The sequence below is a fragment of the Bradyrhizobium sp. NBAIM14 genome (assembly GCF_020193895.1).
In the GTDB taxonomy this organism is placed as follows: domain Bacteria; phylum Pseudomonadota; class Alphaproteobacteria; order Rhizobiales; family Xanthobacteraceae; genus Bradyrhizobium; species Bradyrhizobium yuanmingense.
The window spans coordinates 1-13751 of record NZ_JADYVQ010000008.1; the positions used below are offsets into that span (position 1 = coordinate 1).

A 13751-nucleotide genomic window follows, 5' to 3' on the forward strand; every position below is an offset into this window, starting at 1 on the left:
TGGTGGTGGCGCAGGCGGCGGTGGCGCAGGTGCGGGTGCCGCGGCAGGCACGGGGACCGGCGGAACCAGCGGCGGATCTGCGGCCTCATCGGGCGCGGGAATTGGAACGTCACCCAGCAGTGCCAATTCCGGGCCGTCGGCTCCCTCCGGCATGGGAACGCAGGGCACCACCACAGGCGCCAACATCAACACCAATAACAGCCCGACCAATCCCAATGTTCAAGCGCCGACTGCCGCCGGCAAGTCGCCAACGGCAGCTCAGGCCGAGCGAAACATGGGTGCCGGGCGTGCTCCGAATGGGGTGCCGATCGGCAGTCCGGGGTCCGGGACCAGCAGCGAGGATCAGAAATAGTCGAACGCGACCGTCACGGAAGGCCCGCACGAAGCGGGCCTTTCATTTGGCGCCGGTCTGCTGCTCCCAACCGGCATTGATCCAACTGCACCCTGCATAATTAGGACTCTCTTTGACCTGAATCGCGCTAGTATCGGCGGACATCTCTTCATCGATACTCACCTCGCGGTTCGCGTCTGCAGTGACACCCAACCCACAATCTGACAGGACCATGAAAGTCCGCTGCTGCGTCGTCGGCGGCGGACCTGCCGGCATGATGCTCGGCTACCTCCTGGGACGCGCCGGCATCGACGTCGTGGTGCTGGAGAAGCATGCGGATTTCTTCCGCGATTTCCGCGGCGATACCGTGCATCCGTCGACGCTTGAAGTGATGGATGAGCTCGGCCTGATCGACGGCTTCCTGAAGCTGCCGCACCAGCGCCTGCAGAAGATGGACGGCCTGTTCGGCGGCACGCCGGTGCGCATTGCCGATCTCAGCCGGCTCCACACCAAATACCCCTTCATCGCCTTCATGCCGCAATGGGACTTCTTGAATTTTCTGCGCGAGGCGGGCAGGCGCTTTGGCTCGCTCGAGGTGATGATGAGCACGGAGGCGATCGATCTGATCCGCCGCGGCGAGACGATCGCCGGCGTGCGGGCGAAGACGCCTGAGGGCATCATCGACATCGAGGCCGATCTCACCATCGCCTGCGACGGCCGGCATTCGACGGTTCGCGAGCGCGCGGGCCTTAGCGTCGAGGAGATCGGCGCGCCGATGGACGTGCTGTGGTTTCGCGCCGGCCGCAAACCCGACGAAACCGAGAACGTGTTCGCGCGGGTCGAACCCGGCAAGATGATGATCACCTTCGACCGCGGCGAATATTGGCAGTGCGCCTATGTCATCGCCAAGGGACAGTACGATGCGGTGAAGGCGAGGGGACTTTCGGCGCTGCTCGACGACGTCGTGCGCATGGCGCCGATCCTCCGCTCCGGCATCGCCGAGGTGAAGAGCTTCGACGACGTCAAGCTGCTCACCGTCGCGATCAACCGTCTGACGCGCTGGACGCAGCCAGGCCTGTTGTGCATCGGCGATGCCGCACATGCGATGTCGCCAATCGGCGGCGTCGGCGTCAATCTCGCCGTGCAGGATGCGGTTGCGACCGCGAACCTCCTGGCGGACAAGCTGCAGCATGGCTGCCCGTCCGAGCACGAGCTCGATGCCATCAGGCGCCGTCGCGCGTTCCCGGTGAAGATGACGCAAGCTATGCAGGTGGTCGTGCAGAACAACATCATCAGTGGCGCCTTGCAGGGCGGCGACCGGCCGCTGAAGGTGCCGCTGGTCGTGCGCCTCATCACCGCGCTGCCATGGCTGCAGGGCATTCCGGCGCGCCTGCTTGCGCTCGGCGTGCGGCCCGAGCACGTGCATTCGCGCGCCGCGCCGCAATCCTAGCGGAGGACTTCGGTAGGGATAACGCGGCGTGAATTCGCGCGCGATGCGTTGCACGCTTGCAACATCGCCATCGGATTCACGGCGCGATGCGGGCCCAACCGCCACGTTAACCGTGTTGATTTCAATTTTAGTAAGAGCCTGTCTGTGACCGTGCGTCCATCAAGGACACGGGGTGTACCATGCGTAATAAGTTGATTGCCGCCTTTGCCTGCACGACGGCTCTGGTTTCGACCGGTGCGGCCTCCGCCGCCGATCTCGGTGCGCGCTACACGAAGGCGCCCGCCTATGTCGAGCCGCTGTTCAACTGGACCGGCTTCTATGTCGGCGGCCACATCGGTGGCGCATGGACCAACCAGCAGTTCATCAACAACGGCACCGGCGCGGCGTTCGGCGATCTGCTGCCGGGAGAGGGCTATCGCCAGCGCAACGCGGGCGTCATGGGCGGCGCGCAGATCGGCTACAATTGGCAGGCCAACAATTACGTGTTCGGCGTGGAAGGCACGATTTCGGGTCTCGACAACAAGGGCTCGTTCACGAACACCGTGTTTGGCGCCGCGGATGACGTGTTCTCCTGGCGTACCAACGTGCTCGCGACCGTGGTCGGGCGCGCCGGCTTCGCCGTGCAGAACAACCTCTTCTACATCAAGGGCGGCTATGCCGGCGCGAACAACCGCCTCTCGGTCACCGACACCGTCGGTGTGGCGACGGGCTCGGGCGGACAAACCCATTGGGCTAACGGCTGGACCGTCGGCGCCGGCTGGGAATACGGCGTCACCCGCAACTGGATCGTCGGCCTCGAATACAATTACGCGGCCTTCACCAGCCAGACCTATCAGCTCGGCGGCACCTCCGGAAACTACACCTTCGATGCCAAGCCGCGCGACATCCAATGGGCCGTGGTGCGCGCGAGCTACAAGTTCGACGCACCCACCATCGCCCGCTACTGAGCACGTCGACGCAACGCGACCAACGATCAAGAAAAGCACTGTCTCAATTCAAAAGCCCCGGCGTCGTCCGGGGCTTCTTTTTTGCGTCGTTGGATGGCGCGCAGACCGACCTCAGGCCATCACCGAGAATCCGCCGTCGACCGGGATCGCCGTACCCGTGACGAAATTCGACGCGGGCGATGCCAGGAACACGGCGATGCCGGCGAAGTCGTCGATGTCGCCCCAGCGCCCCGCAGGCGTGCGCGCCAGCACGCGCTCGTGCAGCCCCGAGACCTGCTGTCGCGCGCCGCGGGTGAGATCGGTGTCGATCCAGCCCGGCAGGATGGCGTTGACCTGGATGTTGTCGGGCGCCCAGGCATTGGCGCAGGCGCGGGTGTACTGCACGATGCCGCCCTTGCTGGCCGCATAGGCGGTCGCGAAGCTTGCGCCGAAGATCGACATCATCGAGCCGATGTTGATCACCTTGCCGTTGCCGGACGCCTTCAGCGCCGGATAGGCCAGCTTCGAGCACACGAAGGCGCTGGTGAGGTTGGTGTCGATCACCTTGTTCCACTCGTCGAGCTCGAGCTCGTGCGGGGGCTTGCGGATGCTCATGCCGGCATTGTTGACGAGGATGTCGATGCGGCCGAGCTCCTTGACGACACGGTCGATCATGGCTGCGACCGCCGCCTTGTCGGTCACGTCGGTGGCGACGGCGATCGCCTTCACGCCGCGCTGCCTGAGATCGGCCACGGCGGCGGCGGACTTGCTCTCGTTGCGTCCGACCACGGCGATGTCGGCGCCGGCATCGGCGAGGCCGCGCGCCATGCCGAGCCCGATGCCGCCATTGCCTCCCGTGACGATCGCGACCTTGCCGCGGAGATCGAACCGGCTGGATGTCATGCTTGAATTCCCTGGTTTCTTCTATTGGTTGCTCTGCCAGATCAGCACCAGCCCGAACCCGGCCATGGCTGCGCCATAGCCGGCCCAGTGCAGCTGGTTGACCATGAAGCTCGATCGCGGCCACGGAACCGTGCCCGTGCCCTGTCCAATCCAGAGCAGCCCGAGAGCGGTTGCAAACAGGCCTGCCACCAGCAGAAATCTGCGCATGCCTTCCTCCCATCGGTCCGCTTCTGTCGCGCTCCACGGCATCAACGACTGCCGCAGCCACGAAAACTTGCCGACAGACTAGCCGTAGCTCTGGTACGGACACAATGGGCCGTGGCCGCAAGGACGCTAGCTAGGCCCAAAACGAAAAAGCCCCGGCGATGCCGGGGCTTTGACGCTTGATCGTGAGATCAGATCAGTACTTCGCGACGACCGGACCGGTCCAGTTGAAGCGGTAGACCAGCGAGGTCGAGATCGTCTGGTTCCAGCTGTTGGCACGGACGCTGTTGATGGTCGGGAGGTCGCCGATGTCGGTGCGGATAGCCTCAGTCTTGGCATTGTAGAAGGCCGAACGGTACTCGGTCTTCATGAACCAGCCGGGCGAGGTGATGCCGAAGATGTTCAGGCTGTTCTCGACGCCGCCGCCGATGAACCAGCCGTGACGATCGTAGCCATTGAGGTGAACACCGGCCGGGGTACCGCCGAGCGTCGTGAAGTTGGTGCGGCCGAAGTGAGCGCCGGAGTAACCGCCGTTGACGTAGGAGAGAACGTTCGGAGCGACCAGCCAGCCGAGGCGCACGCCCGCGGCCCAAGAGGTCTCCAGCTTCTGGTTACCAGTGATGTCGAAGATCGGATCCTGGATGGTGGAGCGGATGCTGCCGAACTGAGCGTCGCCAAACACACCGGCGACCCAGGTGCCGCTGAACTGCCAGTCGTAACCAGCGCCGACCGTACCAAACCAACCGGAACCGCCCTGACGCTGCGTGATGGTCAGCGGGGTACCCGTGGCGGTGTCGACAATCTGCTGGTCAGCATTGGAGAGGCCGCCGCCGCCGCCGCCGAAGACGTAGAAGCCGGTCCAGTTGGCGACGGGCGCCGGCATCGGGGCCTTCGCGTAGGGACGGGCGCCCAAGTCGGCAGCCGAGGCCGTGCCGGTCATCGCCGCAACCGCGGTCAGAGCGAGCAATGTCTTCTTCATTTTAAATCCCCAAACCTTGTCGGCGCGAGCGCACTGAAGTCCGTGTCATCTGATGAGCGGACTATAGACGGTTCTTGCCGAAATGCTGTTGCCGGACAGGCACAGTCGCCGGAAAACGCCGGTGTGGGGGTATTTTGCGGCGGCCTCGCCCAGATCTAGAAAAAGTGTTATGTTTCAAGGTCTTGACCGAATTCTGGCGACTCGATTTTGAGTAAGGTTTCGTTAGCAAATTCGGTTTTGTCCGAGACGGAGGCAATCCTGCTCCCGGCCGCAGCATCCGCTGAGTCGCTGGCCGAGTCGCCGCGAGACGAATCCGGAAAGCAACGAAGATCCCGGCAGCACACAAGGCAAACTGGTCCGAAACGGCGGCCGCTGCCCCAAAGACACAGCCCCGGCTTTGGGCCGGGGCTGTGTTGGCGTGCAGCCGGTTTGGTTGCCGCCTCAAACGTCCAGCAACTCGTCGCTGGCAAACTCGGCCTTGTCCGAGATGAAGGCAAAGCGCGCCTCGGCCTTGGTGCCCATCAGCCGCTCGACCGAATCCGCCGTGGTGTCGCGGTCGTCGGCCAGCAGCACCACCTTGAGCAGCGTCCGCCTGGCCGGGTCCATGGTGGTCTCCTTGAGCTGCGCCGGCATCATCTCGCCGAGCCCTTTGAAGCGGTTCACCTCGACCTTGGCGTTGGCGTTGAACGCGCTCTTGAGCAGCGCCTCCTTGTGCGCGTCGTCGCGGGCGTAGACCGACTTGGAGCCGTGGGTCAGCTTGTAGAGCGGCGGCACCGCGAGGAAGAGATGGCCTTCGTCGATCAGCCGCGGCATCTGGCGATAGAAGAAGGTGATCAGGAGCGAGGCGATGTGGGCGCCGTCGACGTCGGCGTCGGTCATGATGATGATGCGCTGATAGCGCAGATCCTCCTCGCGATATTGCGCGAGCGTGCCGCAGCCGATCGCCTGCACGAGGTCGGAGAGCTGCGCATTCGCCGTCAGCTTGTCCTTGCCGGCGGAGGCGACGTTGAGGATCTTGCCGCGCAGCGGCAGCACGGCCTGGGTCTTGCGGTCGCGCGCCTGCTTGGCGCTGCCGCCAGCCGAGTCGCCCTCGACGATGAACAGCTCCGAGCCCTCGGTGCCGGCATCGGTGCAGTCGGCGAGCTTGCCGGGCAGGCGCAGCTTCTTGCCGGCCGTCTTGCGTGCGGTCTCCTTCTCCTGCCGCCGCCGCAGCCGCTCCTCGGCGCGGTCGATGACGAAGTCGAGCAGCCGGTTGGCCATGTTCGGATTGCCCGACAGCCAATGGTCGAACGGGTCCTTCATCGCCTGCTCGACGATGCGTTGCGCTTCGGGGGTGGCGAGGCGATCCTTGGTCTGGCCCTGGAATTCGGGCTCGCGCACGAACACCGAAAGCATCACGGCGGCGCCCACCATCACGTCTTCCGAGGTGACGGAGGCGGCGCGCTTGCCCTGGCCGACGCGCTCGGCGTGATCCTTCAGCCCGCGCAGCAGCGCGCTGCGCAGGCCGGATTCGTGGGTGCCGCCGTCGGGCGTCGGCACGGTGTTGGTGTAGGAGGAAAGGAAGCCGTCGGCATCCGCGGTCCAGGCCACCGCCCATTCGCAGGCGCCGTGCGCGCCGTTGCGTCCCGACTTGCCGGAGAAGATGTCCGGATGCACCAGCGTGTCGGCGTGGATCGCGGCAGCGAGATAGTCCTTGAGGCCGCCCGGGAAGTGGAACGTCGCTTCCGCCGGCACGTCCTCTACGCCTTTGAGCAGCTCGGGCGCGCAGTTCCAGCGGATCTCGACGCCGCCGAACAGGTAGGCCTTCGAGCGCGTCATCTTGAACAGGCGCTGCGGCTTGAACGCGGCCTTCTGCCCGAAGATGTCGGTGTCGGGCTTGAAGCGCACGCGCGTGCCGCGGCGGTTGTTGACCTTGCCGAGGTCCTCGAGCTTGCCCTTGGGATGGCCGCGCTCGAAGGTCATGCGGTAGAGCTTCTGGCTGCGCGCAACCTCGACCTCGAGACGCGAGGAGAGGGCGTTCACCACGGAGATGCCGACGCCGTGCAGACCGCCCGAGGTCTCGTAGACCTTGCTGTCGAACTTGCCGCCCGAATGCAGCGTGCACATGATGACTTCGAGCGCCGACTTCTTCGGGAATTTCGGATGCGGATCGATCGGGATGCCGCGGCCGTTGTCGGTGACGGTCAGGAAACCGTCCGCACTCAGCTCGACTCCGATGAAGGTCGCATGCCCGGCCAACGCCTCGTCCATCGAGTTGTCGATGACTTCGGCGAACAGATGATGCAGCGCCTTCTCGTCGGTGCCGCCGATATACATGCCGGGCCGGCGCCGCACCGGTTCCAGCCCCTCGAGCACCTCGATGTCGGCTGCCGTGTAATCGGCTTCCCCGCCACTGCGCGGCGCCGCCTTGACGGCTGTGCGGGGCTTCGGCTCGTCACCGCCGAAGAAATCGTCTTTTGCTTTTGGCTTCAACTGCTTGGACATATATCTTGATGGGTTTTGAGGGCCGCAGAAGCGGCGAATCGGTTAAGCCGACTATGCCACTTCTGACTTGGAAAGGTTACCGTAGGGCGGACTGGGCGCTGTGGGTTGGGAGCGAATCCGGGCGATTTTACGCCGCAGCCTCGCCATTTCCCGGCAATTTGACGTGCCGGCTTGGTGATGTCTGGGTTTTGTGACTTGATGTCACACAAGTCCTTGGCTTACCAGTCCTTTTCATCGAGCAGCACCTTGAGACGGGGCGGGAAGGCTATTTTGGATGGAGCAGTTTGCGCACGCCCTCACTGACTTCGTGCGCGTTCACCAGGCTTGGGCAGCGCCAATCGTGTTCGTGCTGGCCTTCGGAGAGTCGCTCGCCTTCATCTCGCTGCTGGTCCCGGCCTGGGGCGCGCTGGTGGCAATCGGTGCGCTGATCGGGGTCAGCGGCATCAACTTTTTTCCGGTCTGGATTGCCGGCGCCCTCGGCGCGGCGCTGGGTGACTGGGTCTCCTACTGGTTCGGCTATCGCTACAAGGAGAAGGTCGCCGAGATGTGGCCGCTCTCGCGCTATCCGGGACTGCTCCCCAGAGGCGAGGCTTTCGTGCGCAGCTGGGGCGTCCCCAGCATCTTCATCGGGCGCTTCTTCGGACCCCTGCGCGCCTCGGTGCCGCTCGCGGCCGGCATCTTCGAGATGCCCTATTGGACCTTCCAGGCTGCAAACTTCGTCTCGGCCCTGATCTGGTCGGCCGTGCTCCTGCTGTTCGGCGACGTGCTCGCCAAGATCATGGAGTGGATCTGGCGGGTGATCTGACCGGGCAACGGGGCCGCCCGGTCAGGGCGTCAGGCCAAGCCTTCTAAGCAAGCCTACAGCGATGCGTTCCAGATCGCGGGGATCCAGCGATAACCGGAGCCGTCCTTTTCCTTCTCGACCCGGACGAGACCGGGGAAGGCGGCGTGGAAGGCCTGGATCGGCATCTTCTCGGCAATCGCCATGTCGTAGAGCTTGCGGCGCGTCTGCTGGGCCAGCGGTTTGTCGACGTCGGATGCGATGTTCCATTCGGGATGCTTCACGAACAGGAACGCTGCGCCCGCGGTGATATCCACCTGCACCAGCACCTTCTCGGCGCCCGAGGCGACGATGAAGGAATTGTGGCCTGGCGTGTGGCCGGGGCTCGCTACCGAGGTGATACCGGGCGCGACCTCCTTGCCGGCCTCATATTGTGTGACCTTGCGGCCCAAGGCATCGAACACACGGCGAATGTTCTTGAAATTGTTCTCGAGGATCGGATTGCCCATCCCCTTGCTCATCTCGCCGTCATCCATCCAGAACTTCCATTCCACCGCCGGAACCATGATCTCGGCATTGGGGAAGGCGGGCTTGTTCTCGGCCGCCAGCAGGCCGTTGATGTGGTCGCCATGGAAATGGGAGATGATGACGGTATCGACCGCCGCGCGGTCGATGCCGGCGGCGGCGAGATTGTTTTGGAATTGGCCGACCTTGCCCTTCGACTGCGTGAACTGGTCGGGACCGAGCCCGGTATCGATGACGACGAGCTTCGGTCCGGTGTTGACCACCACCGGGTTGAAGGTGTGGGTGACCTTGTCGGCCGGCAGGTGGTGCTCGGCGAACACTTTGTTGATGTCATCCTTGCTGGCGCCGGCGGCGTAATTGTCGGTCAGATTGACGGTCGCAACGCCATCGCAGACCACCGTGACCTGGTGGGTGCCGACATTGTAGCGATAGAAGCTCGCATTCTGCTTCTCGGCCAGCGGCGCGGCGGCGCCCGCGGGCGAAATCTTCACGAAAGGCAGGAGCGCCGATGCGGCGGCGCCGGCTAGCGTTGCGCGACGAGTAATCTCGGTCATGGTGATGTCCTGAGGCTGGGTGCGAACGGCTCGGGGCCGGCGAAGAGGTTGTGTCCCGCCGGTCGTTCTCGAAAACCCCTACTTCTAGTGGAAATTCCACGGCGGGCCGATGACATCTGTGCGCGTCCTGCCGTCGCGCGTGCGGCATCCTGCCGTCCCACTGAACCGATTTGCTCTTGACCATGGAACCAGCGGGCATTATAGCCGCGCGCCATGATCAACGCCGCGACCATTCTGTTCGCCCGTCGCCGCCGCCGCAGCTTAGCGGTTTGGGCGGTCGATCGCGTTTGAGATCATCGTCTTTGCCGCTGGACCCGATCCGCGGCATCCTCTCTCCTGTCAGCGCGATCTGATCCGGCGGTCCCCCGAGGAGGCCCAGCAGGAGACCACGATGTACACGCCACCCTTTTTCAAGCAGGACCGCGCCGCGAGCCTGAAATTCGCCGAGGATCGCGGCTTCGGCACGATGTGCGCCTTCGATGGCAAGCGGCCGATCGCCTCGCCGTTGCCGTTCTATTTGACCTATGCCGCAGATGGCACGCCGCAGGCTGCCTTTCATCTCGCCCGTCACAATCCGCTGCTAAAGCTGGCGGGCGGCGAGGCGTCGTGGCTGCTCGCGGTCAACGGCCCGGATGCCTATGTATCGCCGGACTGGTACGTCTCGCCGGATCAGGTTCCGACCTGGCTCTACCAGTCGGTGCATTTGAGCGGGCCGGTTCGGCTGTTGTCGGATGACGAGCTGGCGGTGCAGCTCGAGGTGCTCAGCGCCAAGTTCGAGAGCTGGCTGCTGCCGAAAAAGCCGTGGACGTCGGCCAAGATGACGGCGGGTCGGCTGGCGACGATGAAGAAAGGGATCGTTGGGCTGGTCATGACCGTTGAGGAGGTCGAAGGCAGCTTCAAGCTGAACCAGCACAAGTCGGATGCCGATTATGCGGCGATCGCGAATGCGCTTGACGGCGGCGATGCCGATGCCAAGCGGATCTCACAATTGATGCGGCAGGCAAGGCCGCAGGTTTTCGCAGACGACACGAACATGCTCGAAGGGAGCGCATCATGAGCCTCGCTGACACCACCAAAGCTCCGGCCACCAGCGCGGCAAAGAAGCCGGCCACCGTCTTCGTCGATGGCGGTTCCGGTACCACCGGCCTCGGCATCAATGAGCGGCTGAAGCTCCAAAGCGACGTCGCGGTGAAGACCATTGCCGACGACAAGCGCAAGGATCCCGCGGCCAAGAAGGCGCTGATGGAGGAGGTGGATCTCGTCATCCTCTGCCTTCCCGACGATGCCGCCAAGGAAACCGTTGCCCTGGTCGACGGCATGGGGGCTCACGCGCCCAAGGTGCTGGATGCCTCGACCGCCTACCGGGTCGCGCCGGACTGGGCTTACGGCTTTGCGGAGCTCACGCCTGACCAGGCCGGCAAGATCAAGGCGGCGAAGAAGGTCTCCAATCCCGGCTGCTATCCGACCGGCGCGATCGCGCTGCTGCGGCCGATCGTCGATGCTGGCCTGCTGCCGCCTGATTATCCCGTCACCGTCAACGCGGTGAGCGGCTATTCCGGCGGTGGCAAGTTGATGATCGCAAGCTTCGAGGATGGCAGCGCCCCGTCCTTCGAGCTCTACGGCCTCGGCTTCGAGCACAAGCATCTGCCGGAGATGCAGCTCTATTCGAACCTGACGCGGCGGCCGATCTTCATTCCCTCGGTCGGCAACTACCGGCAGGGCATGCTGGTCTCGGTGCCGCTCCAGCTCGACACGCTGCCGGGCAAGCCCGGCGGCGCCGACCTGCAGGCGGCGATGGCAAAACGTTACGCCGGCTCGAAATACGTCAAGGTGATGCCGCTGCAAAACGAGGCGAGCAAGGGCGGCCGGCTCGAGCCGGAGGCGCTCAACGAGACCAACATGCTCGAGCTCTACGTCTTCGCCAGCGACAAATATCACCAGGCGCTATTGGTCGCCCGGCTCGACAATCTCGGCAAGGGGGCATCCGGCGCAGCCGTGCAGAACATGCGGCTGATGCTCGGCCTGCCGGAGGAGTGAGGCAGGCCTCTATCCTCCGTCATTGCGAGCGAAGCGAAGCAATCCAGAGCTTCCACCGCGGAAATAGTCTGGATTGCTTCGTCGCGAGGGCTCCTCGCAATGACGTGGAAAGTGCTTCAAACCACCCTGAAGATCGCCAGCACCAGCACGGCCTGGGCGAAGAAGCCGACGGTGAAGGCGAGGGTGCGGAACACCGGAATTCCGAGCGCATAGACGATGATGTGCGCGATGCGCGACCAGAAATAGACGGCGCAGGCGAGCACCGTCCATTTCGTGGAATAGTCGATCGCGTTCAGGATCAGCACCAGCGGGGCGAAGATGACGAGGTTCTCGACCGCGTTGTCATGGGCGAACATCAGCCGGTTGGCCCACTCCGCCTGCGGCTTGTCGCCGCGCGAGGGGTTGGCCATGGCACCGCTCAAACCGCGAACCTGGCAGCGGTTGATGATGTAGGGAACCCACAGAACGCCCGTCAGGATCACCGTCAGTGTCAGCCAGAACAATTCGCGTGTCATAGTGCCGGTCCCCTGTGTCGTCGCTGGATTGAGGCTAGAGCATGATCCGGAAAAGTGAGTAGCGGTTTTCCGAAAAGATCATGCTCAAACAATTAGTCTATACGAAAGCGCGCCGGATTCCGCTACGCGCGAACTCTGACATAGCTGCCGGGCGCGTCCTCGATCGGCGGAAATGCGTCGCTGCCGACCACGCGCGCCGGGACTTCCTCGGGGTCGAGCTCGCCCAGCCACTCCCGCCAGTCCGGCCACCATGAGCCCTTGTGCTCGGTGGCGCCCTTCATCCACTGCGCGACGCTGACGTTCTTGATGTTGTCGTTGGTCCAATACTGGTACTTGTTCGCGGCAGGCGGATTGACCACGCCCGCGATGTGGCCCGAGCCGGACAGCACGTATTTCACCGGGCCGCCGAAGAATTGCGAGCCGTAGAGCACCGATTCCGCGGGCGCGATGTGATCCTCGCGGGTGGCGAGATTGTAGACCGGCACCTTCACCTTGGAGAGATCGAGCAGGGTGTTGTCGAGCGCCATCGTGCCGGTGGAGAGCCGGTTCTCCAGGTAGCAATTGCGCAGGTAATAGGAATGGTTGGCCTGGGTCATCCGTGTCGCATCGGAGTTCCAATGCAACAGGTCGAACGCGCTCGGCTGCTGGCCTTTCAGATAGTTGCTGACCACGTAGGACCAGATCAGGTCGTTGGAGCGCAGCATGTTGAAGGCCATGGCCATCTTCGAGCCTTCGAGCACGCCGGCAGTCTTCATGTCCTGCTCGATCGCGGCGATCTGCTCCTCGTCGACGAACACGAGCAGATCGCCGGCATGGGTGAAGTCGACCTGGGCCGCGAAGAACGTCGCGGACGACACGCGCTGGCGGCGCTTCTCGGCGAGCCAGGCCAGCGTGGTCGCGAGCATCGTGCCGCCGACGCAATAGCCGGCGGTGTGCACCTTCATCTCGCCGGTGATCTTCTCGATCACGTCCATCGCCGTGAGCGGGCCTTCCTTCATGTAGTCTTCCCAGCCCTTGTTGCCGAGCCGCTTGTCGGGATTGACCCATGAGATCACGAAGACGGTGATGCCCTGGTCGACGCACCACTTGATGTAGGATTTCTCCGGCTTCAGATCGAGGATGTAGAACTTGTTGATCCAGGGCGGCACGATCAGGAGCGGGGTGCGCAGCACCTTCTCCGTCGTCGGCGAATACTGGATCAGCTGCATCATCTCGTTCTGGTAGACCACCTTGCCCGGCGTCGTCGCCATGTTGACGCCGACGACGAGATTGTCCGGATTGGACTGGCGGATCTTCAGCATGCCCTTGCCGGCGGCGATGTCCTCGGCCAGCATCTTCAGGCCGCGCGCGAGGTTCTCGCCGCTGGACGCCACCGTCTCGCGCAGCACTTCGGGGTTGGTCAGCACGAAGTTCGACGGCGAGAGCGCGTTGGTGACCTGCTGGACGTAGAACTCGGCCTTGCGGCGCGTGTGCGGATCGAGCCCTTCGGCGTCGCGCACCAGCTCCTGCGCCCATTTGGTCGTGAGCAGATAGAGCTGCATGACGAAGTCGAAGAACTGGTTCGACTTCCATTCCGGATCGGCAAAGCGCTTGTCGCGGGGCGAGGGGGCGATCGCGGGCTCGGCGTCCTGACCGGCCATGCGACGCACCGCCGAGCCCCACAGGTCGAGATAGTCCTTGGCAAGCTTGGTCTGGAGATCGGACGAGCGGGACGTGTCCGACAGCCAATATTCGGCGACCGACGTGAACGTCTTGACGACCTCGGCAAGCTCGGCCGGCGGGCGGTCCTGCACCTCGCCGCTCTCGCGCGGCTTGAGATAGGCGGCGAGCGCCTTGCCGCCGCTCTCCATCGCCCGCGCGACGTTCATCGCAAAGGCTTCGGCGTCGAACTTCGTCTCGGGTTTCGGCGTATCGGTCGTGGCCATACTCATGCGCAGAACAGTAACGATTCATTCCGTATTCGTCACCGCGAAGCTCGCAGGTTTGACGTTAAACGCTCTCGAAGATGTGTTGCACTGCGACAAATCTTCTTGGTTCCGTCACAATCGGGCCGCACGGCTCG

At 63.9% G+C, this 13751-nt stretch carries 12 protein-coding genes and 1 pseudogene; 6 read left to right on the top strand and 7 right to left on the bottom strand.

Annotation, left to right across the window (positions count from 1 at the left end):
• The 3 genes and pseudogenes from I6F28_RS20095 to I6F28_RS20105 form a co-directional block, all read left to right on the top strand.
• Window positions 1-352 (top strand): annotated as a pseudogene (locus tag I6F28_RS20095) (hypothetical protein); the annotation flags it as partial.
• Window positions 353-563: 211 nt separating this feature from the next.
• A complete protein-coding gene (locus I6F28_RS20100) occupies window positions 564-1781 on the top strand; it encodes an FAD-dependent oxidoreductase (protein ID WP_225140661.1) in 1218 nt (405 codons plus the stop codon).
• Window positions 1782-1960: 179 nt separating this feature from the next.
• Window positions 1961-2728 carry an outer membrane protein gene (locus tag I6F28_RS20105; protein WP_036022935.1) on the top strand — a complete coding sequence of 256 codons (768 nt, stop codon included), beginning with the start codon at window positions 1961-1963 and terminating at the stop codon, window positions 2726-2728.
• 111 nt (window positions 2729-2839) lie between these two features.
• Here the strand turns inward: I6F28_RS20105 and I6F28_RS20110 are convergent, their stop codons facing one another.
• The 4 genes from I6F28_RS20110 to parE all read right to left on the bottom strand — a co-directional run bounded on the left by I6F28_RS20110 (window position 2840) and on the right by parE (window position 7277).
• Window positions 2840-3610, bottom strand: coding sequence for an SDR family NAD(P)-dependent oxidoreductase (locus I6F28_RS20110; RefSeq protein WP_035999947.1), 771 nt, complete (start codon window positions 3608-3610; stop codon window positions 2840-2842).
• A gap of 21 nt (window positions 3611-3631) precedes the next feature.
• Window positions 3632-3817 (bottom strand): hypothetical protein, encoded by a 186-nt coding sequence (locus I6F28_RS20115; protein ID WP_036000069.1) that lies wholly within the window; start codon window positions 3815-3817, stop codon window positions 3632-3634.
• Window positions 3818-4010: 193 nt separating this feature from the next.
• Entirely contained in the window at window positions 4011-4793 is a 783-nt protein-coding gene (locus I6F28_RS20120; RefSeq protein ID WP_057029089.1) for an outer membrane protein, read from the bottom strand.
• A 441-nt stretch (window positions 4794-5234) separates the two neighbouring features.
• Window positions 5235-7277, bottom strand: coding sequence for a DNA topoisomerase IV subunit B (gene parE, locus I6F28_RS20125; protein WP_225140663.1), 2043 nt, complete (start codon window positions 7275-7277; stop codon window positions 5235-5237).
• A 274-nt stretch (window positions 7278-7551) separates the two neighbouring features.
• Between parE and I6F28_RS20130 the strand changes: the two genes are divergently transcribed.
• A complete protein-coding gene (locus I6F28_RS20130; protein WP_035999932.1) occupies window positions 7552-8082 on the top strand; it encodes a DedA family protein in 531 nt (176 codons plus the stop codon).
• Between the two features lie 53 nt (window positions 8083-8135).
• Here the strand turns inward: I6F28_RS20130 and I6F28_RS20135 are convergent, their stop codons facing one another.
• On the bottom strand, window positions 8136-9137 hold the full coding sequence (locus I6F28_RS20135; RefSeq protein ID WP_157285877.1) for an MBL fold metallo-hydrolase: 1002 nt from the start codon (window positions 9135-9137) through the stop codon (window positions 8136-8138).
• A 391-nt stretch (window positions 9138-9528) separates the two neighbouring features.
• Between I6F28_RS20135 and I6F28_RS20140 the strand changes: the two genes are divergently transcribed.
• Complete coding sequence (locus I6F28_RS20140; RefSeq protein WP_225140665.1) at window positions 9529-10194, top strand: FMN-binding negative transcriptional regulator; 666 nt, start codon at window positions 9529-9531, stop codon at window positions 10192-10194.
• On the top strand, window positions 10191-11174 hold the full coding sequence (argC, locus tag I6F28_RS20145; RefSeq protein ID WP_225140667.1) for an N-acetyl-gamma-glutamyl-phosphate reductase: 984 nt from the start codon (window positions 10191-10193) through the stop codon (window positions 11172-11174). Before I6F28_RS20140 ends, argC begins: the two co-directional genes overlap by 4 nt.
• A gap of 116 nt (window positions 11175-11290) precedes the next feature.
• On the opposite strand, the gene I6F28_RS20150 is transcribed toward argC, so the two are convergent.
• Window positions 11291-11689: an MAPEG family protein gene (locus I6F28_RS20150; protein ID WP_035999918.1), complete on the bottom strand. Its 399-nt coding sequence runs from the start codon at window positions 11687-11689 to the stop codon at window positions 11291-11293.
• Between the two features lie 122 nt (window positions 11690-11811).
• Entirely contained in the window at window positions 11812-13620 is a 1809-nt protein-coding gene (locus I6F28_RS20155; protein ID WP_225140669.1) for a PHA/PHB synthase family protein, read from the bottom strand.
• Window positions 13621-13751: the final 131 nt, after the last annotated feature.

Excerpts from the sequence above, each read along its gene's own strand:
- I6F28_RS20115 (WP_036000069.1), bottom strand. The coding sequence starts at position 3,817 with ATGCGCAGATTTCTGCTGGTGGCAGGCCTGTTTGCAACCGCTCTCGGG.
- I6F28_RS20110 (WP_035999947.1), bottom strand. The coding sequence starts at position 3,610 with ATGACATCCAGCCGGTTCGATCTCCGCGGCAAGGTCGCGATCGTCACG.
- I6F28_RS20130 (WP_035999932.1), top strand. The coding sequence starts at position 7,552 with ATGGAGCAGTTTGCGCACGCCCTCACTGACTTCGTGCGCGTTCACCAG.
- I6F28_RS20155 (WP_225140669.1), bottom strand. The coding sequence starts at position 13,620 with ATGAGTATGGCCACGACCGATACGCCGAAACCCGAGACGAAGTTCGAC.
- parE (WP_225140663.1), bottom strand. The coding sequence starts at position 7,277 with ATGTCCAAGCAGTTGAAGCCAAAAGCAAAAGACGATTTCTTCGGCGGT.
- I6F28_RS20100 (WP_225140661.1), top strand. The coding sequence starts at position 564 with ATGAAAGTCCGCTGCTGCGTCGTCGGCGGCGGACCTGCCGGCATGATG.
- argC (WP_225140667.1), top strand. The coding sequence starts at position 10,191 with ATGAGCCTCGCTGACACCACCAAAGCTCCGGCCACCAGCGCGGCAAAG.
- I6F28_RS20150 (WP_035999918.1), bottom strand. The coding sequence starts at position 11,689 with ATGACACGCGAATTGTTCTGGCTGACACTGACGGTGATCCTGACGGGC.
- I6F28_RS20105 (WP_036022935.1), top strand. The coding sequence starts at position 1,961 with ATGCGTAATAAGTTGATTGCCGCCTTTGCCTGCACGACGGCTCTGGTT.
- I6F28_RS20140 (WP_225140665.1), top strand. The coding sequence starts at position 9,529 with ATGTACACGCCACCCTTTTTCAAGCAGGACCGCGCCGCGAGCCTGAAA.
- I6F28_RS20120 (WP_057029089.1), bottom strand. The coding sequence starts at position 4,793 with ATGAAGAAGACATTGCTCGCTCTGACCGCGGTTGCGGCGATGACCGGC.
- I6F28_RS20135 (WP_157285877.1), bottom strand. The coding sequence starts at position 9,137 with ATGACCGAGATTACTCGTCGCGCAACGCTAGCCGGCGCCGCCGCATCG.